The sequence below is a fragment of the Brevibacterium senegalense genome (genome assembly GCF_000285835.1).
GTDB lineage: Bacteria > Actinomycetota > Actinomycetes > Actinomycetales > Brevibacteriaceae > Brevibacterium > Brevibacterium senegalense.
Genome location: NZ_HE978602.1, coordinates 82,476 through 103,826 on the forward strand (window position 1 = coordinate 82,476; position 21,351 = coordinate 103,826).

The 21,351-nt window shown below is 71.0% G+C and carries 17 protein-coding genes; 7 read left to right on the top strand and 10 right to left on the bottom strand.

All coding sequences use genetic code 11. The features are described 5' to 3' along the window. Window positions 1-116: 116 nt before the first annotated feature. Window positions 117-1,262, bottom strand: coding sequence for an ATP-grasp domain-containing protein (locus HGBR_RS06255; protein WP_019158477.1), 1,146 nt, complete (start codon window positions 1,260-1,262; stop codon window positions 117-119). Window positions 1,263-1,789: 527 nt separating this feature from the next. Here HGBR_RS06255 and HGBR_RS06260 point away from each other — a divergent pair. Continuing rightward, a complete protein-coding gene (locus HGBR_RS06260; RefSeq protein ID WP_019158478.1) occupies window positions 1,790-2,845 on the top strand; it encodes a homocysteine S-methyltransferase family protein in 1,056 nt (351 codons plus the stop codon). A 139-nt stretch (window positions 2,846-2,984) separates the two neighbouring features. On the opposite strand, the gene HGBR_RS06265 is transcribed toward HGBR_RS06260, so the two are convergent. Next, the gene (locus HGBR_RS06265) at window positions 2,985-3,839 is read right to left on the bottom strand and encodes an SDR family NAD(P)-dependent oxidoreductase (protein ID WP_019158479.1); all 855 of its coding nucleotides are present in this window, start codon (window positions 3,837-3,839) and stop codon (window positions 2,985-2,987) included. 171 nt (window positions 3,840-4,010) lie between these two features. Here HGBR_RS06265 and HGBR_RS16715 point away from each other — a divergent pair, with 171 nt between their 5' ends. Further along, window positions 4,011-4,334 carry an OsmC family protein gene (locus HGBR_RS16715; protein WP_083882764.1) on the top strand — a complete coding sequence of 108 codons (324 nt, stop codon included), beginning with the start codon at window positions 4,011-4,013 and terminating at the stop codon, window positions 4,332-4,334. Between the two features lie 187 nt (window positions 4,335-4,521). On the opposite strand, the gene HGBR_RS16720 is transcribed toward HGBR_RS16715, so the two are convergent. From HGBR_RS16720 to HGBR_RS06290, 4 genes are read right to left on the bottom strand one after another with little or no spacing between them, the layout of a single operon-like run. Next, window positions 4,522-6,594, bottom strand: coding sequence for a dipeptide ABC transporter ATP-binding protein (locus HGBR_RS16720; protein WP_083882765.1), 2,073 nt, complete (start codon window positions 6,592-6,594; stop codon window positions 4,522-4,524). Continuing rightward, window positions 6,591-7,481: an ABC transporter permease gene (locus HGBR_RS06280; protein WP_019158482.1), complete on the bottom strand. Its 891-nt coding sequence runs from the start codon at window positions 7,479-7,481 to the stop codon at window positions 6,591-6,593. The genes HGBR_RS16720 and HGBR_RS06280 overlap by 4 nt, the downstream gene beginning before the upstream one ends. Next, window positions 7,478-8,644 carry an ABC transporter permease gene (locus HGBR_RS06285; protein ID WP_019158483.1) on the bottom strand — a complete coding sequence of 389 codons (1,167 nt, stop codon included), beginning with the start codon at window positions 8,642-8,644 and terminating at the stop codon, window positions 7,478-7,480. The genes HGBR_RS06280 and HGBR_RS06285 overlap by 4 nt, the downstream gene beginning before the upstream one ends. Window positions 8,645-8,646: 2 nt before the next feature. Then, window positions 8,647-10,479: a TIGR04028 family ABC transporter substrate-binding protein gene (locus HGBR_RS06290; RefSeq protein ID WP_019158484.1), complete on the bottom strand. Its 1,833-nt coding sequence runs from the start codon at window positions 10,477-10,479 to the stop codon at window positions 8,647-8,649. 399 nt (window positions 10,480-10,878) lie between these two features. Between HGBR_RS06290 and HGBR_RS06295 the strand changes: the two genes are divergently transcribed. The 4 genes from HGBR_RS06295 (at window position 10,879) to HGBR_RS16730 (ending at window position 14,932) form a co-directional block, all read left to right on the top strand. Further along, window positions 10,879-11,289 (top strand): hypothetical protein, encoded by a 411-nt coding sequence (locus HGBR_RS06295; RefSeq protein ID WP_019158485.1) that lies wholly within the window; start codon window positions 10,879-10,881, stop codon window positions 11,287-11,289. Window positions 11,290-11,557: 268 nt separating this feature from the next. Continuing rightward, a complete protein-coding gene (locus tag HGBR_RS16725; protein WP_019158486.1) occupies window positions 11,558-13,402 on the top strand; it encodes an N-acetylmuramoyl-L-alanine amidase in 1,845 nt (614 codons plus the stop codon). Between the two features lie 30 nt (window positions 13,403-13,432). Continuing rightward, a complete protein-coding gene (locus HGBR_RS06305; RefSeq protein ID WP_019158487.1) occupies window positions 13,433-14,095 on the top strand; it encodes a VOC family protein in 663 nt (220 codons plus the stop codon). A gap of 12 nt (window positions 14,096-14,107) precedes the next feature. Next, a complete protein-coding gene (locus tag HGBR_RS16730; RefSeq protein WP_019158488.1) occupies window positions 14,108-14,932 on the top strand; it encodes a VOC family protein in 825 nt (274 codons plus the stop codon). 164 nt (window positions 14,933-15,096) lie between these two features. On the opposite strand, the gene HGBR_RS18730 is transcribed toward HGBR_RS16730, so the two are convergent. Next, complete coding sequence (locus tag HGBR_RS18730) at window positions 15,097-15,729, bottom strand: CHAP domain-containing protein (RefSeq protein WP_019158489.1); 633 nt, start codon at window positions 15,727-15,729, stop codon at window positions 15,097-15,099. A gap of 244 nt (window positions 15,730-15,973) precedes the next feature. Here HGBR_RS18730 and HGBR_RS06320 point away from each other — a divergent pair, with 244 nt between their 5' ends. Further along, a complete protein-coding gene (locus HGBR_RS06320) occupies window positions 15,974-17,896 on the top strand; it encodes a gamma-glutamyltransferase family protein (RefSeq protein ID WP_019158490.1) in 1,923 nt (640 codons plus the stop codon). An 85-nt stretch (window positions 17,897-17,981) separates the two neighbouring features. On the opposite strand, the gene HGBR_RS06325 is transcribed toward HGBR_RS06320, so the two are convergent. The 3 genes from HGBR_RS06325 to HGBR_RS06335 form a co-directional block, all read right to left on the bottom strand. After that, window positions 17,982-18,647 (bottom strand): YoaK family protein, encoded by a 666-nt coding sequence (locus tag HGBR_RS06325; RefSeq protein ID WP_019158491.1) that lies wholly within the window; start codon window positions 18,645-18,647, stop codon window positions 17,982-17,984. A 113-nt stretch (window positions 18,648-18,760) separates the two neighbouring features. Further along, window positions 18,761-19,675 carry a D-isomer specific 2-hydroxyacid dehydrogenase family protein gene (locus tag HGBR_RS06330; protein ID WP_019158492.1) on the bottom strand — a complete coding sequence of 305 codons (915 nt, stop codon included), beginning with the start codon at window positions 19,673-19,675 and terminating at the stop codon, window positions 18,761-18,763. Between the two features lie 43 nt (window positions 19,676-19,718). Beyond that, window positions 19,719-21,350, bottom strand: a complete 1,632-nt coding sequence (locus HGBR_RS06335; RefSeq protein ID WP_019158493.1) for a nuclease-related domain-containing DEAD/DEAH box helicase — start codon at window positions 21,348-21,350, stop codon at window positions 19,719-19,721. Between the last annotated feature and the right edge of the window lies 1 nt (window position 21,351).

The window sequence follows — 21,351 nt, forward strand, 5'->3', positions numbered from 1 at the left end:
ACGAGCCTGTCACCGAGCCGAGGGTGAACGGTTCGTCACCAGGGTGCGCGCAGGGAGGTTTCGAACCGCGTGCCCATGTCTCGCGGGGCAGGGGTGTGTGGCGAATACGCCGCTGGTCAGGCGGCTGCGTGCTCGCCTGACACTGTCGCCTGCTCCGCGAGCTCACGAGCGATGAACTCCGCGATCCTGTCCGCAGCGGACAGGCGGCCGGCTGACGTCTCGGCGGACTCGACCGCGGGGTTGTAGTTCGTGTTCGTGTTGATGTCGTAGATGACCTGGTCGCCGTCAGCGGTGTCGATGAACTCGATGCCAGCGATGTCGATCCGCTGCTCTGCCAAGAACGCCTCCAGCCGCTGGACGAGCGGTGACTCGCGGGTGAGGTCCTCGCGCCGGGTGAACAGGCCGGTGAGCTGAGGCGCGTCAGGGCTGGGACCGGAGGCGGTCTCGGATCCGGACGCGGCCTCGGGACCGGGTGCGGCCTCGGGGTCGGTGGTGACGGCGGTTCCGGCCGTCCCCTCAGGAGCGGGAACCGCGCAGACGGCGGTGCTGATGCCGGGCTGGGGGATCTCGCAGGCCTCGGCGGGGCAGAGCTCGAACGAGCCGGCGGACACGTCGACGCGGACGGCGTAGTGGAAGCGGCCGCCGATGAACTCCGCGCGCGTGATGAACGGCTGCGCTGGGCGGACGTACTCCTGGGCCAGCGTGATCCCGTCGTTGGGGGCGTTGTCGCCGCCGGGCGCGAACTCGTGGGCGACGGCGTCGAACTCCGCGTGGCTGTCGAACCGCCGCACGCCCAGCCCCTTGCCGCCCTGGTTGTGCTTCGTGATGAAGGGCGGATCGAGCGTGCGCACAGCGTCGGCCAGCCCCGCCGCGCCCAGCGCCGCGACGGTCCGGGGCACGGAGAAGCCGCGCGTCTCCAGCCGGCGGTGCTGCAGGACCTTGGACACCTCCAGCTCGTACACGTGCGCACCGTTGAGAACTGTGCGACCGCCGGCCTCGAGCCACGCGAGCAGCGCGCGCCCGTACTCCTTCACGTGCGGGTCGGTCCGGGTGTGCGACGACGCGGACAGGCGGGACCAGTAGAGGCCCTGCGGCGGCTCCTGCGACAGGTCGATGGTCGTGTCGGGCAGGAGCCACTCGACGACCTCGATGCCGCGGGTCTCCAGTGCCGTGGCGAACGGTGGGATCCACTCGGGGTTGTCATGGATGACGTGGACCGTCAGTGGAGACGAGGCGGGAGCCGAGGTCGTCGTCGGAACCATGTGCGTGGCCTTTCGCGATGCCCGCCGGGCCGGGCGGGTCTGCGGTGAAGCGTTTCCTGCCCACGGTAGTGCGCGCGGTGGGACGGCCGGGCGGCAACGGTCACAGGGGGTCACAGGCCGGGCGTTGGTCCGAGGGCGGTCGCGAGGATAGGAGGTGGGTGGGGCCTCCACTTCGCGACGGACGGCCGGGTGGCTCGAGGGACACGCGCGTGCACCCGTCCCGCGAGCACTCCGCCCGTCCTTCGCGGATCTGCGCCGCGCGTCAGCCGCACCAGGGCCACGTGGTCCGCCCGTCCCTCGCGACGCATGGTGCCCTCCCTCCATGTGGCCCCGCGAGCTCGCTGTATGACTCCCGGTGACGGGCGAGCACAGGCCGCTGATGGCCCCCGTGCTTAGGTGGCGACGTGATCGCGCCGTGGCGTCACGGACCATCCGTCGTCGCACGAGCATCACTGCCGATGCTGCGATCCCCCGGGATGCGCGGTGTCCAGGCGAAGCCCAGCCGGTGCACAGCCAAGGAGACAGACATGACCGTCACACCCGCACCCACCCTCACCCAGCGCCTCGACGCAGGCCCCGTCATCATCGCGGAGGGATTCCTCTTCGAGCTCGAGCGTCGGGGATACCTGACCGCCGGCGAGTTCGTCCCCGAGGTCGCCCTCGAGTTCCCGGAGGCCCTGCGCGCCCTGCACGTGGACTTCCAGCGCGCCGGCTCCGACATCGTCGAGGCCTTCACGTACAACGGCCACCGCGAGAAGATGCGGGTCATCGGCAAGGAGGAGCTGCTGGAGCCCCTCAACAGGGCGGCACTCACAATCGCGCGCGAGGTCGCTGACTCCCGCCCCGGTGACCTGGTCGCGGGCAACATCTCGAACTCCAACATCTGGGATCCGTCGAACCCGCAGAGCCAGGCCGAGGTCCGCGCGATGTTCGAGGAGATGGTGGGCTGGGCCGTCGAGGAGGGCGCCGACATCATCATCGGCGAGACCTTCTACTACGCGGGCGAGGCGCTCGCCGCCCTGGAGATCGCGAAGGCCAGCGGCCTCGAGGTCGTCCTCACCCTGGCGCCCATGGCGTTCGAGGAGATGGCCGACGGCGTGAGCGTCGTCGAGACCGCGCAGCGCCTCGAGCAGGCCGGCGCGGACGTCGTGGGCATGAACTGCTTCCGCGGCCCGGACACGCTCCTGCCGTACATCCGCCAGATCCGCGAGGCGGTGTCGTGTCACGTGGGCGCGCTGCCCATCCCGTACCGGACGACGCAGGAGGAGCCCACCTTCTTCAACCTGAGCGATCCGCACGCGCGCGTGCCCGCCCCGCACGGCCGGACCTTCCCCACGGCCCTGGACCCGCTGTACTCGAACCGGTATGAGATCCGCCAGTTCGCACAGGACGCGTACGAGATCGGCGTCAACTACCTGGGCGTGTGCTGCGGTGCCTCACCGGTCCACATCCGCGAGGTCGCCGAGGCCCTGGGCCGCGTGACCGACGCGAGCCGCTTCTCCGAGCGCATGGAGAACCACTTCATGTACGGCAGCAACGAGCGCCTGCCGGAGCACATCGTCGCTCTGGGCGACCGCGCCTGAGCTGACCGGCCGGGCCGCTTGAGCTGACCGGACCTATCTGCACCGACGCGCCGCGAGCCTGTTCGACGCACCCCAGCACGCGGGGTCCCGTCGAACACGCTCGCGGCGCGTCGCGATTCAGGGGAGAGGCGGACCGGCCTCAGTACCGCGGCCGCACCCACACCTCGCTGATGACCGCGTCCTCCGGTGCGTCGACGACGTGCCGGACGGACCGGGCCACGCTCGTGGGGTCCATGCGGAAGTCCCGCTCCTGCACCGGATAGTCGTGCTGGCTGGACTCCTGCGACATCCGCGTGTGCGTGGGCCCGGGAGCCACCGTCGAGACGCGCACCCCGTCCTCGCCCACCTGCTGCCGCAGCCCGTCGGCCACCGCCTGCAGTGCGTGCTTCGACGCGGAGTACACCGTGTGGAACGGCACCGAGGTCCGCGAGGCCCCCGAGCCGATGAACACGACCGTCCCCTTGACCATCCGCAGCAGCGGCAGCAGCGACCGGGTGATCTCAGCCGGTGCGATGACATTGGTCGCGAACGATTCCCGCCAGTCATTGGGCGTCGCGTCCTCCACGGTGAAGCGGGGCGCCATCGCGGCGCAGTGCACCAGGACGTCGACGCGGCCCAGCGGCGTGGCCTCCTCGAGGATGATCTCCCCGGCCGTCTCCGGATCCGTCAGATCCGCGAACACGGGGATGACGCGCGACTCATCGACGGCAGCGGAACCCGCGCGTCCCGCCGCAGAGATCTCCGGCGCCGTCGACGCCACGGACTCGACGACCGCCTCGAGCCGCTCCATGTCCCGGCCGATCGCCAGGACCAGGTGGTCGTGCGACAGCTCGCGGACGATCTCCGCGCCGATCCCGCTGGATCCGCCCGTCACCACCGCGACGGGGGTGGAGGACTTGATCCTCTTGCTCGAGAAGTCGAGGACCTCGGCGTTCAGGTTCGAGGGAGTGGGGCGGGAGGACCCGCCGGACTGCGTGAACGGAGAGTGCGGCATTCCCCCATTGTCACGCAGACGACCGGCCCGCGGGGCGTGATGTACGCGTCAGCCGTGGCCAGCGTGCGCGGGATCGTTGCCAGATCGGGTGAGGTGAGCACATGCGTGAGCCGATCCCGCTCCCGCCGCACGATGGTGCACCGCTTATGAGCCCGCGGCGCGTCCAGTCCTCTGGACCAGGTGCTGGGTGCGTTCGTCGCGTGCAACCAGGTGACCTCCGCGATCGTGGCCCAGGGCCAGGGCATCGAGCTGGGACAGTTCTCGGGCCGGGTGGAGGCGGAGCTGGACAACTCCGTGCTGGTCTATGGGGCGGAGGGGAACCCGAACTTCTCGCGCGTCGCGCTCACCGTCGAACTGGAGACCCATCTGGACGACGCCGCTTTCGACGTATTCGTGGCCGAGGTCACCCGGCGATGCCCGCTGACGCAGCTGTTCGTGCGCTCCGGCGTTGAGGTGACGACCGACTGGAAGAACAGGGTGCTTGCCTCAGCCTGACCGATGGTCGGTCCACCCACGTCTGACTGGGCATCGACATCCCGGGTCGGACTCGTCGGGAGACGGGTCGATCACTGCCGGCGGACTGCCCACCCCGGTGATGTCCGACGAGCTGGTGGCCCGTCCGTGTGTCCGTCCGGCGCCCCCGCTCACACATCCCGCACGCACTGCATGATCAGATCGAGAGTCAGATCGACAGTGCCTGCAGGTCCAGCACCTGGGTGTCCAGCGGGCGCGGGATCGCGGCCAGCAGTCGCTGCGTGTACGGATTCTCGGGCCTGGCGAACACCTGCTCGACCAGCCCGGTCTCCACCTGGTGGCCCTGCGACAGGACCGTCACCGAGTGCGCGATCTGCCGCACCACCGCCAAGTCGTGCGAGATGAACACGTACGTGAGCCCCAGCTCCTCCTGCAGCCGCTGGATGAGCTCGAGGATCTGCGCCTGCACCGTCACGTCGAGCGCCGAGACCGCCTCATCGAACACGACCAGCCGCGGCTCGATCACCAGCGCCCGGGCGATCGCGATCCGCTGCAGCTGCCCACCGGACAGCTCCCGCGGCCTGCGCGACGCCAGCCCCGGATCCAGCGCCACCCGCTCCATGGCCTGCGCGACCAGCTCCATGCGCTCGGCCTTCGTGCCGATGCGGAAGTTCCGCAGAGGCTCCGCGATCGACGCCCCCACCGTGTGGACGGGATCCAGCGCGCTCGCCGGGTTCTGGTGCACCAGCTGCACCGTCCGCCGGTACTCGCGCAGCTGCCGCTTCGTGAGGCTCTCCGCCTGGAAGTCGCCCACGCGGATCGTCCCGGACTGCGGCGCGGAGAAGCCCGCGAGCGCTCGCCCGATCGTCGACTTCCCCGACCCGGACTCGCCCACCAGTCCCAGCGTCGTCCCCGCGGGGACGCTGAAGGTCACGTCCTCGATGCCGATGATCGCCGACTGGGTGCCCCCGGCCTCGGCGGACGCGACTGTTCCTGAAGCCGCGCCGGTTTCCGAGACAGCACCTGCTCCCGAGGTCGTACCCGGCTCCCCGTCCTGCGTCTCCTCTCGCGGGACGCGGGCGAAGACCTGGGTGAGGCCGCGCACCTCGACGAGGGGCGCCTGTGTTGCAGCCTCCGAGTCGGACGCCGGTGCCGACGTCGAAGCCGCTGTCGAGGCCTCAGCCCCGTCCGTCAGACCGGTGAGGGCCTGCATCGACGGCGCATCGGCCAGGAGGCGGCGGGTGTACGCGCTCTCCGGACGGCTCAGCAGCAGCTGGGCCGGGCCGCGCTCCTCGACGATGCCGCCGCGGACCACGACGAGGTCGTCGGCGCGCTCGGCGGCGACGGCCAGGTCGTGCGTGATGAAGAGGATGCCGGTGTTCGCCTCGCGGCGCAGGTCGTCCAGCAGATCGAGGATCCGCTTCTGCACCGTCACATCCAGCGCCGAGGTCGGCTCATCCGCAATGAGAAGCTGCGGATCCAGACTGATCGCCGCCGCGATGAGCGCGCGCTGGCGCATGCCGCCGGACAGCTCGTGCGGGTACTGCTGCGCCCGCATCTGCGGCCGGTCGATCCCCACGCGATCCAGCAGCTGGTGCACCCGCTCCCGGCGCTGCGCCGAAGTCAGTGACGTGTGCAGCCGCAGCGACTCGGCGACGTTCGCGCCCACCGTCTTGAGCGGGTTGAGCGACGTGCCAGGATCCTGCGGGATGTACCCGATCCGCGCCCCGCGCACCCGCTGCCACTGCGCGGGCGTGAGGGATCGAAGGTCCAGCTCTGGGTCCTCACCGTGGGCGCCCAGCCGGATCTCACCACTGGTCACCTGCGCGTTCGACGCGAGCAGCCCGATGACCGCGCCCGCCGTCGTCGACTTGCCGGATCCGGACTCGCCCACGACCGCAGTGATCCCGCCGGCCCGGATGTCCAGGTCGACGTCGCGGATCGCCGCGGCCGGCTCGCCGGACCGCGTCGTGTAGGACACGGCCAGGTCGCGCACGCGCAGGACAGTTCCCGCGACCGAGGCCCCCTGCCCATCCGCGGTTCCCTCCGGGTCCGCGAACACAGCCGGGTAATCGATCGAGTAGTCCGTGCCGATCCGGCTGCGGTACTTCTGCGGCGTGCCCACACCCACACCGCGCGGCTTGGGCTGGGGCGTGCTGTCAGCACCCGATGCGGGGGCTGCGCCAGCCGCCGGGGTTGCGCCTGCGCTGGTCGCAGGGGTGGTGCCGTCCGCGCTGGACTGGACCGGGGCCTCGGCGCCGGTGTTCTTCTCGCTGCTCATGCGGCTGCCTTTCGCAGTGCGGTGCCCAGGCGGTGCGTGGAGACCACGACGGCCATGACGATGAGGCCCGGGAGGACGGTGAGCCACCAGGCGGTGGCGACGAAGTTGCGGCCCTCGGCGATGATGAGGCCCCACTCGGGGGTGGGTGCCGGCGCGCCGTAGCCCAGGAAGCCCAGGGTGGAGATCTGCAGGATCGCGCTGCCCACCTGCAGCACCGCCAGCGCCAGCACCGCGGAGATCGCGTTGGGCACGACGTGCCGGATGAGCACGGACCAGTAGCTGCCGCCGGATCCGTAGGCTGCCTGCACGTAGTCGGCCTGCATGATCGTGACGGCCTGCGACCGGGACAGGCGGGCGAACTGCGCGATCGCGGTGATTCCCACGGCGATCGCGACGTTCACGATGCCGAAGCCCAGGACGATGACGATCGTGAGGCTCAGCAGCAGTGCGGGGATCGAGAGGAGGACGTCGACGATGCGCATGAGCACCTCGCCCAGCCAGCCGCCGCGCGACCCGGCGATGAGGCCGATCGCGGATCCCACGATGAGTCCCACGCCCACCGCGATGAGCGCGGCCAGCAGCGATCGTGAGGCGCCGTGGACCACGCGCGAGTACACGTCGCGCCCGATCTGGTCCGTCCCGAACCAGTGCTCCGCCGACGGCGCCAGCAGCGCCGCAGTGTCCCCGCCGTCCACCGGATCATGCCCCGTGAAGAGGCCCGGCAGCAGCGCCCACAGAATCGTGATCCCCAGGATCACCGCCGCGATGATCGTGCCCGGTGTCAGCAGGTCGCGTGCCGTGGAATGGCCTCGGCGGCCGCGTCCCGAGCGTCCCTCCGCGGGCTGCGCGACCGGAGCGTCTGCGCTCGTCAGATCGATCGTGCTCATGCCGGGTCTCCGTTCGTGGACGAGGTGCGGGGCGCCGAGGCTGTGCCACCTGCTGCTGAAGACGGACCGCTCGAGGCCGCCGAGGCCGTGGTCGCCGTGGTCGCGCTGGCTGAGGCCGTGGCGGTCTGGGTGCTGTCAGCTGGGCTCGTGCCTGCCGAGGTTCCGGTCGCAGCGCTCGCCGCGCCGGCGGGTTCGAGGTGCTTGCGCGCGGCGCGGCCGACGCGGCCCCGGTGGCGCAGGCGCGGGTCGACCAATGGGTAGAGCAGGTCGACGATGAGATTCACGATGACGAAGCCGATCGTCGCGATGACGACGATCGCCAGCAGCACCGGGTTGTCGCGGTTCGCGACCGCCTGCGCGGTGAGGCTGCCCAGCCCGTTGCGACCGAAGACGGTCTCCGTGACGACGGCGCCGGCCACCAGCTCGCCGAACAGCAGGCCCGCGATCGTGAGCGCCGGCAGTGAGGCGTTGCGGATGACGGAGTTGACCAGCAGCCATGCCTCGGAGGCCCCCTTCGCCCGGGTGACGTGGACGAACGACTGGGTCCGGACCTCGGCGACGGACCGGATGAGGACCTGCGCGAGGGGAGCCGACAGCGGGATGGCCAGCGTCAGGGTGGGGAGGATGAGGGCTTCGATCGGGCCGGGGTCCACGACGTTCACCCAGCCCAGCTGGAAGCTGAGCACCTGGATGATGACGATGCCCAGCCAGAAGACGGGCACGGACACGAAGAGGCTGGGGGCGGAGTCGACCGCGGCGGCCAGCCACGCGGGCCTGCCGTAGGAGGCCAGCACCGTGACGATGACGGCCAGCACGATCGCGGCGACGAAGCCGCACAGGGCCAGCACCGCGGTGGACGGCAGGGCGGCCGTGATGAGGGTGGACACGGCCGCGCCCGAGTTCACGGAGTAGCCGAAATCGCCCTGCAGGAAGCCCACGAGCGACTGCCAGTACTGGATGTACCAGGGGGCGTCCGCGCCGTAGGAGTCGCGGATCGCCTCGACCTGGTCCGCGGACAGGCCCAGCGCGGGGTTCGCGAAGCGGGCCAGCACGCCGTCGCCGGGCAGGATCATGAGCAGCACGGCGGCCAGGGTGAAGGCCAGGAACAGGACGAGCACCGCCTGCCCCAGCCGGGAGGCCACGTAGCGGAGGGTGGGGGACATGCTCAGGCCTCCTGGCGGGTGGTGGTGCCGGCGGCCTCGGCGGCGGTGGTGCGAGCCGAGCGGGTGGAGCCGGTCGAGCGGGTCTCACCGGCGGCCTCGGCGCGGGTGTCCCCGTCGGCCAGCCAGACGTCGTAGAAGCGGGGGCGGCCCACGGGCTCCGTCGCGAAGCCCTGGACGGTGCGGCGGAAGCCGAACACCTGCGGCTCCTCGAAGAGCGGGATCACCTGCGCCTGGTCGATGAAGTGCTCCTGCAGATCCGCGACGGCGGCCTCGCGGTCCTCCGCGCGGGCGGAGCCGGTGACGCGGGCGAGGATCTCCTCGACCTCCTCGTCGCCCCACTCGCCGGTCTCCGCGTCCTCATTCAGGAACGCGTTGCGGTTGTTCACCGACCACTGGCTGGCGACGACGTCGTAGTCCGCGCGCGCCACCATCGAGTGGTAGATCTGCACGCGGTCCAGGTTCGCGGAGTCGATCGTCTGCTGCGCCTGGTCGCCCTCGTTGATGAGCAGCTGGACGCCCACGCGGCGGAGGTCCTCCTGCACGAGGCTCTGGACCTCGCGTGACCGGGGCTGGGGGAGCGCAATGTTCACGCGCACGCTCAGGCGGGTGCCGTCCTTGACGCGGTAGCCGCCGTCCGCGGGGCGGGCCCAGCCGGCCTCGTCCAACAGGCGGTTCGCCTCCTGGGGATCGAACGCCCACGCGCCGGGCGCTTCGACGTAGCCGGCGGCGCCGCGGGCCAGGATGCCGGTGGCGACGGGGTAGTTGTCCGTGAAGAGCTTGCTGACGATGCGCTCGCGGTCGATCGCGGCGGTGAGTGCGCGGCGCACCTGGACGTCCTCGAGGATCGGGTCGCGCTGGCGCAGTGTCATGCAGTTGTTGATGCCGTTCGTGGGCTGTGCGAACAGCTGGATGCCCTTCTCCACGACGCGGGCCTCGTCCGGGGCCTGCACGTCGCGCACGCCATCGGCCTGGCCGGAGACCAGGGCGCCGATCCGCACGGAGTACTCCGCGTTCACCAGGTAGTCCAGCCCGTCCAGGTGGGCGCGACCCTGGTGCTCGAAGTGGGGCGGCGCCCAGTCGTAGTCCTCACGGGCGCGGATCGACAGGCGGGTGCCCACCTCCTCGTCTGCGATGTAGAAGGGGCCCGAGGTCGCGATGCCGGTCGACCGTCCGGGGCCGAAGCCCTCCGAGTCGAGGTCGAGCGTCGCGTTCGACAGGAGGCCCGCGTTCATCGTCGAGGTCGCCTGCGGGAAGCCCGGCGCGGGCGCATCGAAGCGGAAGCGGACGGTGCGGTCGTCCAGGACCTCGCTGCCGGCGTAGTTGGTGATCTGCTCGGAGATCGGCAGGCCGCGGGCGTTGTCGCCCAGGCCGAAGAGGTCGAAGTTCTTCGCGACGTTCGCCGCATCCAGCGCGGAGCCGTCCGAATACGTGACGCCCGTGCGGATCCGGAAGGTGAACTCCGTGGCATCCGCGTTGACCTCCGGCAGTTCCTCCGCGATCCACGGGTGCAGCTCGAGGGTCTCCTCGTCCTGGTACAGCAGCCGGTCGGTGATGTTGTTGACGATGCCGCCGTTGGGGTAGAAGCCGGCCTGCGGAGGGAAGAGCGTCGTCCACGTCTGCGGTTCGAAGTACCGCAGCACGCCGCCGCGCACGGGCTCATCGCCCGCGGGCAGCGGTGTCGTGTCCGTGGGCGTGCACCCCACCAGCGTGAGGAGGGCGCCCAGGCCCAGACCGCCGCCCAGCACGGCGCGCCGGGGCACGGCGCGTGCGGGGAGGGTGCGCGGGGGCAGGGTGCGACCCAGGGCAGGGGAGGAGGGGGTCAGCGAAGAAGGCACGGATTCTCTCGTCTGCAGTGCGGAGTGCGATGTCACGCGTGCGTCGCGGTGGGACGCGCGTCGCGGTGGGGTGCGCGGGGCGGGACTGTGTGCGGTCCCAGGGCGCGGGGATGCCGGAAACCGGCAGATGAGCCGGGGGCTCGGAGAGATCAGCTCAACACGTGGCTGTCGTGACGACCATGTGGTCGATGTGCCGGCGGCGCCAGCACAGCAGGGACTCGGGTCGTGTCATCACGCAGACGATCACACCACCGATTGCTTGCCGTGTCAACTGAAGTGTGGTCGGCGGCAGCAGTGGCCCGTGACTGTGGCGCGCGTTACAGTCGAGGCAGGCGGCGGGCAGTGCCCATGTCACGGGTACGGTCCGGGACGCCAGCACCCTCGATGAAGGAGGTCAGCATGACTGACGAATCACGCACGCGCGACACGGAGCCCCGCGGAGACGGTGCGCCCGGCGACTCCAGCGGAGTCGATGCGATCGACACCGTGAATGAGGGCGCTCGGAAGGTGCTGGGTGACGCCCAGGTGAGCTACGGCGAAACGCAGACCTACAACGAGCCCGACGAAGCGGCGCTCCAGACGGAGGCCGCCCTCCACGGCGACCGGATCACGCGGAACCCGGACGGGACCCACGAGGTCACCTCCCTGGCACCCGGACCCGCGGATGACCCGGCCGGCGGCTGGGCGGACCTGCCCGCGGGTCGCAAGGGCGACGGGGCACTGACGGAGACCGTCGAGGAGACGGAGGCGCGTCAGGCGGAGGCGCGTCAGGCCGAGCAGCGGGACGCGGACGCGCAGACACGGGACTGACGACCGCGTCCGGTCCTGACGACCGCGTCCGGTCCTGACGACTCGCCCGCGGGGGCCGCACGTACCCCCGCGGGCGGATTCGGTCCGGCCCCGGCCACCGCCGGGTCACGACTGGGGCGCACCGCGCGTCGCACCCGGATCCGTTCACGCGGATGTGCCAGCATGTCCGTTGACAATCACATACGCACCCCTGTGAGTCGACGCGCGCATCGCCGGACCTGACCGACGGATCGCGCGCCACTTCCCCCACGAACAGAGGTTCTTCCCCATGCATGCGCGACCCCTCGCGGCGCTGGTCGGTTCGACGACCGCGCTGCTCACTGTCCTGACCGTCGCCCCGGGCACCGCCCTGGGCGCGCCGGAGACCTCGGACGCCCCCGAGACCACCGAGTCCCAGCTCCAGGGCATCGACGAGTCCGGACTGCAGCTGCCCGGCGCTCGTGGCTCCTCGACGTCGACGACGGCGACGACGGACTCCCTCACGACCAACGTGCCTTCCCTCTTGCGTGCGCCCGCTGCGCAGGCGCAGCTGTCGACGGGCTTCACGCAGTCTGTCGCCCAGCAGGTGGGCGGCACGACCGGCGGTGACGCATCCGGTGGCCTGCCCACCGGCGGCGCGCAGGCGGCGAACCTGGGCACGGGACCGGGCGCGGCCTCGGGCGCGGAAGGTTCCGGCGTCACCGGACCCGGCGGGACGGGCGAGGACTCGCCGTCGACCGCGGAGGCCGAGGTCGACGTGCCCCCGCCGTCCGGGTCTGTCTCCCAGACCACGGAGGACGGCATCACGATCGCCGCCCTCTCCGACGAGATGGCGCTGCCGGAGGACGCCCCGGGGGTCGTGGGCCTCGTCTACGACGCGCACTCGGACGTGCAGTTCGAGGTGCGGACGAAGGTCGACGGCGAGTGGACGGCCTGGGACCGGCTCGACGCGGAGGAGGTCGACGGCGGCACGCCCGGCACCGACCCCTACTACGTCACCGGTGCGCAGGGCCTGCAGGTGCGGATCCTGGGCGACGACTGGGATCCCGCGGGCACGCGGGTGCTGCTGGTCGATCCCAAAACCCTCGATTCCGACGCCGAGGCCGTGCGCGACAACCAGCCCGTCGTCCCCGAGCAGGGGGAGACGGACGAGGACGCGGGCACCGACGACGGTGCCGGGACCCCGGAGACAGGGGCCGAGGACGGCGCAGATGAGGGTCCCTCCACGGACGGACCTGTGGACGGGCTGACGGTGCAGAACGCGTCGTTCCCCGTTTCGGGTGGGACGAGCAGTGTCACCGCAGGGGCGGACGGTGAGTCCTCGGGCGCCAGCGGTGCCGGCGGCTGGGAAGCGACGACGACCTCGGCGAAGGTCAAGAAAGTCGAGAAGCCGAACGTGCGCACCCGCAAGGACTGGGGCGCCAGCAAGAAGCTGGGGACGACGGACCACGATGTGGCCGGTGAGACGACGGCTGCGATCGTCCACCACTCGGCGGGTGCGAACGACTACGACGCAGAAGACGTGCCCGCGATCCTGCGCGGCATCCACACCTTCCACGTGGAGGGCCGCGGCTGGGACGACGTGGGCTACAACATGTTCGCGGACAAGTACGGACGACTGTGGGAGGGCCGCGCGGGCAGCCTCAGCAAGGCGGTCGTCGGTGCGCACGCGGTGGGGTACAACACCGGGACGTTCGGCATCTCCGTCCTGGGGACGTACGAGAAGAAGGCGCCGCCCACGAGGACGCGCGACGCGGTCGCCGGCGCGATCGCGTGGAAGCTGTCGCAGAGCGGTACGTCCGCGGATGCGAAGACGACGATCGCCGGTGACCGCATCCGCACCGTCAGCGGCCACCGCGACGTGGGGCAGACGAGCTGCCCGGGCGACGCGTTCTACTCGAAGCTGGGGGAGATCCGATCGACTGCGGTGGAGATCCAGCAGGGCGACCGCGACGTGAACCCGCCGAAAGAGAAGAAGGAGTCGGACAAAGAGGACTCCGGGAAGAAGGACGCGAAGGACTCCGGCGGGTCGAAGGACTCCGGCGGCAAGGACTCGAAGAAGTCTGAGAAGAAGGAGTCCGGCGGGATGACCGGCGGGGCCTCGGACATGACGCCGGGGGTCGCCCAGGACTGAGCGGACGCGGGGGTTCTGTAGGGTCGGATCATGGCGATCACGACTGCTCTGGACCATCTCGTCTACGTCGTTCCGGACCTGGAAGCCGGGGTGAAGCGCTTCGCGGAGGCGACCGGCGTCACGCCCGTCTACGGCGGTGCGCACGTGGGGAAGGGGACGGCGAACTTCCTGGTGGGACTGCGTCCTGCCGGATGGGGGTCGGACCCCGCCCCGCTGACCTACCTGGAGATCCTGGGGCCCGATCCGCAGCAGGTGGTCGCACCCGGCACCCCGCTACCGCTGGAGGTCGACCGCGTCGACTCCGCGCGCCTGCAGACGTGGGCGATCCACCCGGACGGGTTCGACGGGGTGCTGGACGCCGCGGCGACCCGCGGTGTGGACGTGGGCGAGGCGCGCGACATGTCGCGGCGCACCCCGGAGGGCGAACTGCTGGAGTGGCGGCTCACGATGCGGGATCGACTGCCGTTCGAGGGACTCCAGCCCTTCCTCATCGACTGGGGCACCTCGACGCATCCGGCGACGCGCACGCTGCCGGTCCTGGGACTCCAGTCGCTCACCCTCACGCACCCGGACGCGGACGGTCTGCGGGCGGCGCTCGATGTGCTGGGTGCCGGCGGGACGGACGTGGAGCAGGGCGCCGAGCGCCAGGTGCACGCGGTGCTGGAGACCCCTCACGGTGCCGTCGAGATCTGAAAGGCGGACACGATGACGGATGTGAACGCCGAGGGTGGGGTGTCGGACAGCGGGGCCGTGCGCCCGGACGGTGCGTTGGCGACTGCTCCCGGAGTGGTCCGGACGTTCGACCACCTGGTCGTCGCGGTGCCGGACCTGGGCGCGGGTGTGCGGGAGTTCGAGGAGCTCACCGGTGTGCGGACGACGCCCGGTGGCAGCCACCCCGGCCGCGGAACGGCGAACCACATCGTGCCGCTGGTGCCGCGCGGATGGAGCGGTTCGCCCCTCACGTACCTGGAGATCCTGGGCCCGGACCCGCAGCAGGACCCGGACCTGGCTGCCCAGTCGCTGCCGGGGGTGACGCGGATGCTCGCTCAGCGCTGGGCCGCCCATCCGGATGATCTGGACGCGACGGTCGCCGCGGCAGAGCGGGCGGGGGTGGACTTCGGGCAGGTCTTCGACATGAGCCGGAACACCCCGGACGGGGGACTGCTCGAGTGGCGACTCACGCGCCGAACGCCGCTCGCGCACGGGGGCGCGCAACCGTTCCTCATCGACTGGGGCACCTCGCAGCACCCGGCGGACACGCTGCGGGAGGTGCCGCCCACGCCGCGGGATGCGGCAGGTGAGGCGGCACGGGAGCCGGCCGCGGCCTCGGCGGAAGCGACGGGCGGCTCCTCACTTGAGCCGGGCCCTGTCCTCGTGCTGGAGCGGCTCGAGTTCTTCGGCCCGGACCCGGAGGTCCTCCGTGAGGCGATCCGTGTACTGACGGGCGAGACCGTCGACGTCGCGCAGGCGCCGGAGCCCGGGGTCCGCGCTGTCATCAGCGGCCCGGCAGGGGAGTGCGTCATCGACTGACGCGCGCCCGCGTCCGTGCGGGATCACCCGGACCCGGAGGCTCCCGCAGGGTCCGGCTGAACCTGAAACGACCGACCCCTCCCCACTGCGTTCCGTGGCAGTCGGGAGGGGCCGGTGCGAACCGGGAGCGTCAGGGCGTGCCCGCCGACTCAGAAGTCGGGGACTCACTTCATGCTGAGCCAGCCCATGACCCCCGAGTAGTCGTAGGTCGAGACGTTGGCGGCGCCGGGGTTCTGCTCCAGGACGGTGACGTTGTTCCAGTCCGCCTCGAGGACCACGGCCGTGTGGCCGTATCCGCCGCCCCAGCTGCGATCCCAGACCAGCACATCGCCCGCCTTCGGCACGGAATCCGGGTCGGTCGTGGAGTTGACGTGCTTCTCCCAGTACTGGGCGTTGCCGTTCGTGTCGTAGTTCTCGAAGATGCCCGCGGCCGCACCGTCGCCGGTGGCCAGCGCGGGCAGCCCGTTGTCGATCGCGTACTGGGCCACAAGGTCCCAGCACTGGGCGCCGTAGTACCCGTCGACGTCGATGTACGAGCCCTCCCACTTGTCGCGGAAGGCCTGCGCGGCATCGGCACTGGAGGCGACCTGGGCGACTTCCTCCGCGGGGTCGGCGGACTCTGTGGCGGCCGAGTGCTCGGCCTGGTGCGGCGTGGCGGAGGCGGAGGCCGCGCCGGGGGCGGCGACCAGCCCTCCGGACACGGCGAGCGCGCCAGCGGCGAGGAGTGTCCACGCCTTCGCGGTGGTCTTCGACGTCGTGATGGTCTGTGTCGTCTTCGTCCGTGCGGTGGAATTCATGCTGTCATCCTCTGCTCGTCTGTGTCGGTCGGTTCGAGCGTAGGCAGAGGTGATTCGGGGCGATCAACAGTGGTGAGGTGAATCTCAGACGGATCGAACCTGCTGGTCAGGGGACTCTGAGTCAGAGTTCACCCGCGGGCCGTGGACGACGGCGCAGTCGTATGCCCACGGGCTCGTCGAGTCCTCTACGGTGGGGTGCAGGACTCCACTCCCTTCACCGACGATGCCAGGAGGGCACGACGCGATGACCGCTTTCGTCACACCCGATGAGCACACCACCCGGCCGACACTCGAGGGCACTTTCGGGATGTCCGCCTCGACTCACTGGATCGCGACCGCGACGGCGCAGGCTGTCCTGGAGCGCGGCGGCAACGCGTTCGATGCGGCGACTGCGGGGGCGTTCGTCCTCCACGTGGTCGAGCCTCATCTCAACGGCCCCGCCGGCGACATGACAGGTCTCTTCGCGACTGCGGAGGACCCGGACCGGCCCGTCGTCATGATGGGGCAGGGCGCGGCGCCGCAGGGAGCGACGATCGAGCACTATCGCGCGCTGGGGCTCGACCTGGTCCCCGGCGCCGGCGCGCTCGCCGCCGCGGTGCCCGCCGCTGTCGATGCCTGGCTGCTGCTCCTCCAGGAGCACGGCACGTGGGAGCTGGCGGACGTCCTGGCATACGCGATCGACTATGCGGAGGACGGGCACCCGATCCTGGCACGCACATGTGCGCAGATCGCCGCCGTTCAAGATCTCTTCACTCAGCACTGGCCCTCCAGCGCGGCACTCTGGATGCCGGACGGCGAGGTGCCGGCAGCCGGACAGATCGTCCGCAACCCCGAGTACGCCCAAGTACTGCGCGACCTCATCGAGGCCGGCGCAGAGGCGGAGCACCGCGAGGAGCGGATCCTCGCGGCCCGCGAGGAGTGGCACACCGGCCGCGTCGCGCAGCTGAGCACGGAATTCATCCGCACCCCGCACCGGCACTCCGACGGCGGCGACTACGCGGGTGTCCTCACGGTCGACGACTTCGCGACCTCGACGGCGCAGTTCGAGGATGCCGCGACGATCGAGTTCCGCGGATACACGATCGCGAAGGTGGGAGCCTGGAGCCAGGGGCCGGTGCTCCTCGAAGCCCTGCGCATCCTCGACGGGTTCGACGACGACCGTCTGGACCCGTCGACGGAGCTGGGCGCCCACACGATCATCGAGGCGCTCAAGCTGGCGCTCGCGGACCGCGACGTCCACTTCGGCGACAACGACCTGGACCTCGACTCGCTGCTCTCCGACGAGTACATCGCGCAGCGGCGGGCACTCATCGGGGAGACGGCCTCGGCGGAGTTCCGCCCCGGCGCCGCCGGCGGGCGGGACGGGCACCGGCCGCCGCTTGTGACGGCGGAGGAGTTCGTCGCCCGCTTCGGCGGTGACACGGCGGCCGCCGGTGGCGGGGAGCCGACGGTGCCCGGGGCCTCGGGGCCGGCGGCCTCGGACAGCGCGGCGCAGGTGGCGAAGGCGTTCGCGGGCGGGTCCGGTCACATGTTCGCAGTGACGGAGGCGGAGGCCGGCGCGGACGACAGCGGCGCGGTCCGCGGCGACACGTGCCACATCGACGTCGTGGACCGGTGGGGGAACATGATCGCGGCGACACCGTCCGGCGGCTGGCTGCAGTCTTCGCCCGCGGTCCCCGGCCTGGGCTTCTGCCTGGGCACGCGCCTGCAGATGACATGGCTGGATGAGGCGTCGGGACAGTCGCTGACTCCGGGCGCGCGTCCGCGGACCACGCTGTCACCCACGCTCATCCTCAAGGACGGGAAGCCGGTCATCGCGCTGGGAACCCCGGGCGGCGACCAGCAGGACCAGTGGCAGCTGCTCCTGGTGCTGCGCCTGCTGGTGGGCGGCTACGAGCCGCAGCAGGCGATCGACGCGCCCGCGTTCCACACGACGTCGATGGTCGGCTCGTTCTGGCCGCGCACGTGGAATCCGGCCGGTGTCATGGTCGAGGACCGACTGGGCGAGGACGTCATCGCGGGTCTGGAAGCGCGCGGCCACCGGGTCACACGCGCGGGTGAGTGGGCGCTGGGCCGGCTGTCGTGCGTGACCCGTGACGCGGAGTCCGGTCTTCTGACCGCGGGCGCGAATCCGCGCGGTGCGCAGGGGTACGCCGCCGGGCGGTGAGTCCCGTTCAGGCAGAGGACTGCGGCTCCAAACCCGGCTGGGAGGCGTCCGCGGGACCTGCGGCGGCCTCGGGAACGGGTGAGTTTCAGGCGCGGTGTCGCGTGAGGTGGCCCGCCACGGTGACCGCACCGATGATGACGGCGGTCAGCAGCACGCCCAGCCAGAGGTTGACCTGCAGGGTCAGTGCGCCCACGAGTGCGCCGATGAGGATGCCGAGGATGGCGAGGACTCGGCGGGGCCACTTGTCGCCGCTGCCGCCGGCCAGCCGTGATTCGGAGGCCAGGCCCACGATGGTCGACGTGACGACGACGGTCGTGACGTCCGCGACCCCGATCTTGCGCGCCGCCGCGGCCTGCATCCCCATGACGAGGGCGAGGACGGACGTCGTGATCGTGCCGACCAGGTGGTTCTGCGTGGGATCCTCGAGCAGGACGAGACCGGCGAGGGCGAGGCAGCCGATCGCGACGGCGCCCATGACACCGGTCGTGCGGCCGGACCATTCGCCCTTGGGAGTGGGCTTGAGGATGCGGCCGGCGATCACCGCCCCCACCAGGAAGCCCGCGAACGCGAGTGCGGGACGCAGGACGGGAATGCCGGGTGCGCCGGCCAGGCCCATGCCCAGGATCACGACGTTGCCGGTCATGTTGCCGGTGAAGACCTTGTCGTAGCCCAGATAGCCCACCGCATCGACGATGCCCGTCGAGAACGTGAGGACGAGCATGAACGTGAGCTGCAGTTGGGCCTTCGACATGGGGTCGACTGTAGAGGTGCCGGTCAGAGGCGGTGCGGGCGGGGTCGAGGCGGGCTCTATGAGAAGACCTCGCGGTCCAGTGCACGGCTGCAGGAGTCAGCGAGCCTCAACACTCAGTACTGCTTCTCCAGGTCGATGACCGCGTTGAGCGGCTCACCGGCGGCGAACGCGCGGATATTGTGCTCGACGTGCCGGGCCAGGTTCGCGTGGAGGCTATTCAGGGGATTCGCGACGTGCGGGGTCAGCAGCGCGTTGTCCAGCGACCACAGCGGGTGACCGTCCGGCAGCGGCTCCTCCTCGAACACGTCCAGGCCCGCCGCGAACAGCCCGCCGTCCCGCAGAGCGGCGACCAGGGCGTCCGTGTCGACCAGGTCGCCGCGGGCGATGTTGACGAGCACGCCGTCCGGCCCCAAAGCCGCGATCTGGTCCGCGCCGATGAGGTGGCGTGTGCGCTGCGTCGAGGCTCCGGCGACGATCGCGTCGTCTGCGCGCCGCAGCACCTCGTCCAGAGCCTCCGACGTGTGGGTCTCCGCCGCCCCTTCGACGGGGTAGCCGCTGCGGTTGACCGCGATGACGGATGCCCTGTGCGCGGTGAGCAGAGGGATGATCGCGCGGCCGATCGAGCCCGCGCCCACGATCGCGACCGTCCGGCCGCGCAACGAGCGCATGACCGACCACGTCTCCTTCTTCTCCCACGTCGACGTGCGCGCGAACCGGGGGAACAGGCGCAGTGACCCCAGGAGCAGCGCGACGGCATGCTCCGCCACGTCGTCGGAGTAGGCGCCCACCGCGGACGTCCATGTGCGGCGGTCATCGATCCGGCCGGTCGCGAACCACCGCTCCACCCCGGCCGACGGCAGCTGCACCCAGCGGACGCGGTCCGGAAGTTCGTCCGGGAACGACGTGGGGCTCCCCGTCCAGACCAGGCCATCGGCCTGGGCGAGATCCGTGCGGACGGCGCCAGCGGCCTCGGCGGCGGCGTCCATCTCCGGGGTGGACGTGGGCAGAACGGCGATGTTCACGGTCATAGGACCACTGTATGAGGCGGCTCGCCTGCCGTGCCGGGCCGTCTCACCCCTCCGCTGAGGTCCCCTGCCCTCCCAGCCGCGCCATCTCCTCCGAGCTGCCCACGACGACCAGCTTCGTGGAGGCCCGCGAGACGCCGGTGTAGAGCATCTTCGGGGCGCGGTCCTCGTCGCGGATCCCGTTGACGCACAGGACGACGGCCGGCCGCTCGAGGCCCTTGAAACCCAGGACGTGGCCGTAGAAGACATCCTCGCGGGCGAAGAACTGCTCCCAGTACACGTCGTATCCGCTGCTGTCGACCGTGTTCTTGTGCTCCGGGTGCCTGCGCCCGGTCGTCAGCAGCGCGATGTCGCCGGGCTCCCAGCCCTCGTCCATGAGCTGCTCGACCGCGTCGTCCGCGACGGTGATCGCGTCCGCCGCATCGCAGTCGATCCAGTCGACCTCGAAGGCGGGGTCGTTGCGGACGATCGCCTCCTCCGTCGACAGGTCGGCCAGCACATCCGCGATCTGCTGGGAGTTGCGCAGGTTCTCGTCCAGTTGGAACGGACTCAGCTCGATGGGGACGACGCCCTCGCGGGGGAACAGGCGCTGCTGCTCGTCCGTGAACGCGTAGAGGGTGCCCTCGACCTGATTGCGCAGGCACGACTGGACGGCCTCCCACCACAGGGACGAGAAGTCCTGCCCCTCGTCGATGACGATCGCGTCGAACAGCTCGCGGCGCGGCCGGTCGTCCGCCAGCCGCTTGAGCTGCGTGGGGAGGGTGACCTCCCAGTAGGCGGAGTCGTCGTCGGAGCCGGGCTCTGCACCCCAGCTGAGCGGCAGGTCGTGGAAGAGGCCCGTGAAGGCGGGCCGCTCGTCGTGCGGCCACTGGGCGACCGCCAGCTGCAGGTAGCGGCCCAGGCCGCGCGAATAGCACATGAGCGCGACCTTCTTCCCCTCCTTCACCAGCGAGCGGGCCTTCATGAGCGCCAGATGCGTCTTCCCGCTGCCCGCGCCGCCGCTGATCTGCGCGCGGGCGTGGTGGCGCAGCACCCGCAGCAGCCGCTCCTGCTCCATCGCGAGCGTGTCGCCCGTCTGCTCGATCTGCCGCGCCCACTGCGGGATGTTCTGCATCGCCTCGTACGTGCGCCGCAGGGTGCGGACGGTGGGGTCGACGGGGACGAACAGGTTGTCCCGGTCCGGGTCGTAGCTCTTGCGCAGGAGGGTCGCGAGTCCGTCGGCCAACCGGTCCACCTGGCCGCCGTCGAACAGCAGCTCCCGCGGCGCGTCCGGGACGTCCCAGTCGCGGGGGATCGTGGAGAAGGGGAGCGCGGCCGCGTAGACGACAGGGGTGAGGACCGTGGACAGCCGGCTGCGCAGGTACGTGTACAGCGTGTGCTTCCCGACCATCGCCTGCTCCAGCGGCGACCGCTTCAGCCAGTTCCTCCCCTGCGCCCCGGAGGTGTACCACTCCCCGTTCTCGACGCCCACGACTCCGCCCTTGACCTCCAGGACGACAGCGCCCAGGCCCGGCCACAGGATCAGCAGGTCGATCTCGACGTCGTTCCGGTCGTCGGTGAGCCGCTGGCCGTGGAGCAGGACGGCGTCGTCCGGCAGCTGCGCCGCGAGCGCCTCCCACACGACGCGTTCGGCCTGCGAGGACTCGAAATCCGGTTCTTCGGGAATCAGGAGCGCCATG

What these genes read in the sequence shown, in the direction of transcription:
- HGBR_RS06255 (WP_019158477.1), bottom strand. Translation starts at nt 1,262, where the DNA reads ATGGTTCCGACGACGACCTCGGCTCCCGCCTCGTCTCCACTGACGGTC.
- HGBR_RS06260 (WP_019158478.1), top strand. Translation starts at nt 1,790, where the DNA reads ATGACCGTCACACCCGCACCCACCCTCACCCAGCGCCTCGACGCAGGC.
- HGBR_RS06265 (WP_019158479.1), bottom strand. Translation starts at nt 3,839, where the DNA reads ATGCCGCACTCTCCGTTCACGCAGTCCGGCGGGTCCTCCCGCCCCACT.
- HGBR_RS16720 (WP_083882765.1), bottom strand. Translation starts at nt 6,594, where the DNA reads ATGAGCAGCGAGAAGAACACCGGCGCCGAGGCCCCGGTCCAGTCCAGC.
- HGBR_RS06280 (WP_019158482.1), bottom strand. Translation starts at nt 7,481, where the DNA reads ATGAGCACGATCGATCTGACGAGCGCAGACGCTCCGGTCGCGCAGCCC.
- HGBR_RS06285 (WP_019158483.1), bottom strand. Translation starts at nt 8,644, where the DNA reads ATGTCCCCCACCCTCCGCTACGTGGCCTCCCGGCTGGGGCAGGCGGTG.
- HGBR_RS06295 (WP_019158485.1), top strand. Translation starts at nt 10,879, where the DNA reads ATGACTGACGAATCACGCACGCGCGACACGGAGCCCCGCGGAGACGGT.
- HGBR_RS16725 (WP_019158486.1), top strand. Translation starts at nt 11,558, where the DNA reads ATGCATGCGCGACCCCTCGCGGCGCTGGTCGGTTCGACGACCGCGCTG.
- HGBR_RS06305 (WP_019158487.1), top strand. Translation starts at nt 13,433, where the DNA reads ATGGCGATCACGACTGCTCTGGACCATCTCGTCTACGTCGTTCCGGAC.
- HGBR_RS16730 (WP_019158488.1), top strand. Translation starts at nt 14,108, where the DNA reads ATGACGGATGTGAACGCCGAGGGTGGGGTGTCGGACAGCGGGGCCGTG.
- HGBR_RS18730 (WP_019158489.1), bottom strand. Translation starts at nt 15,729, where the DNA reads ATGAATTCCACCGCACGGACGAAGACGACACAGACCATCACGACGTCG.
- HGBR_RS06320 (WP_019158490.1), top strand. Translation starts at nt 15,974, where the DNA reads ATGACCGCTTTCGTCACACCCGATGAGCACACCACCCGGCCGACACTC.
- HGBR_RS06325 (WP_019158491.1), bottom strand. Translation starts at nt 18,647, where the DNA reads ATGTCGAAGGCCCAACTGCAGCTCACGTTCATGCTCGTCCTCACGTTC.
- HGBR_RS06330 (WP_019158492.1), bottom strand. Translation starts at nt 19,675, where the DNA reads ATGACCGTGAACATCGCCGTTCTGCCCACGTCCACCCCGGAGATGGAC.
- HGBR_RS06335 (WP_019158493.1), bottom strand. Translation starts at nt 21,350, where the DNA reads ATGGCGCTCCTGATTCCCGAAGAACCGGATTTCGAGTCCTCGCAGGCC.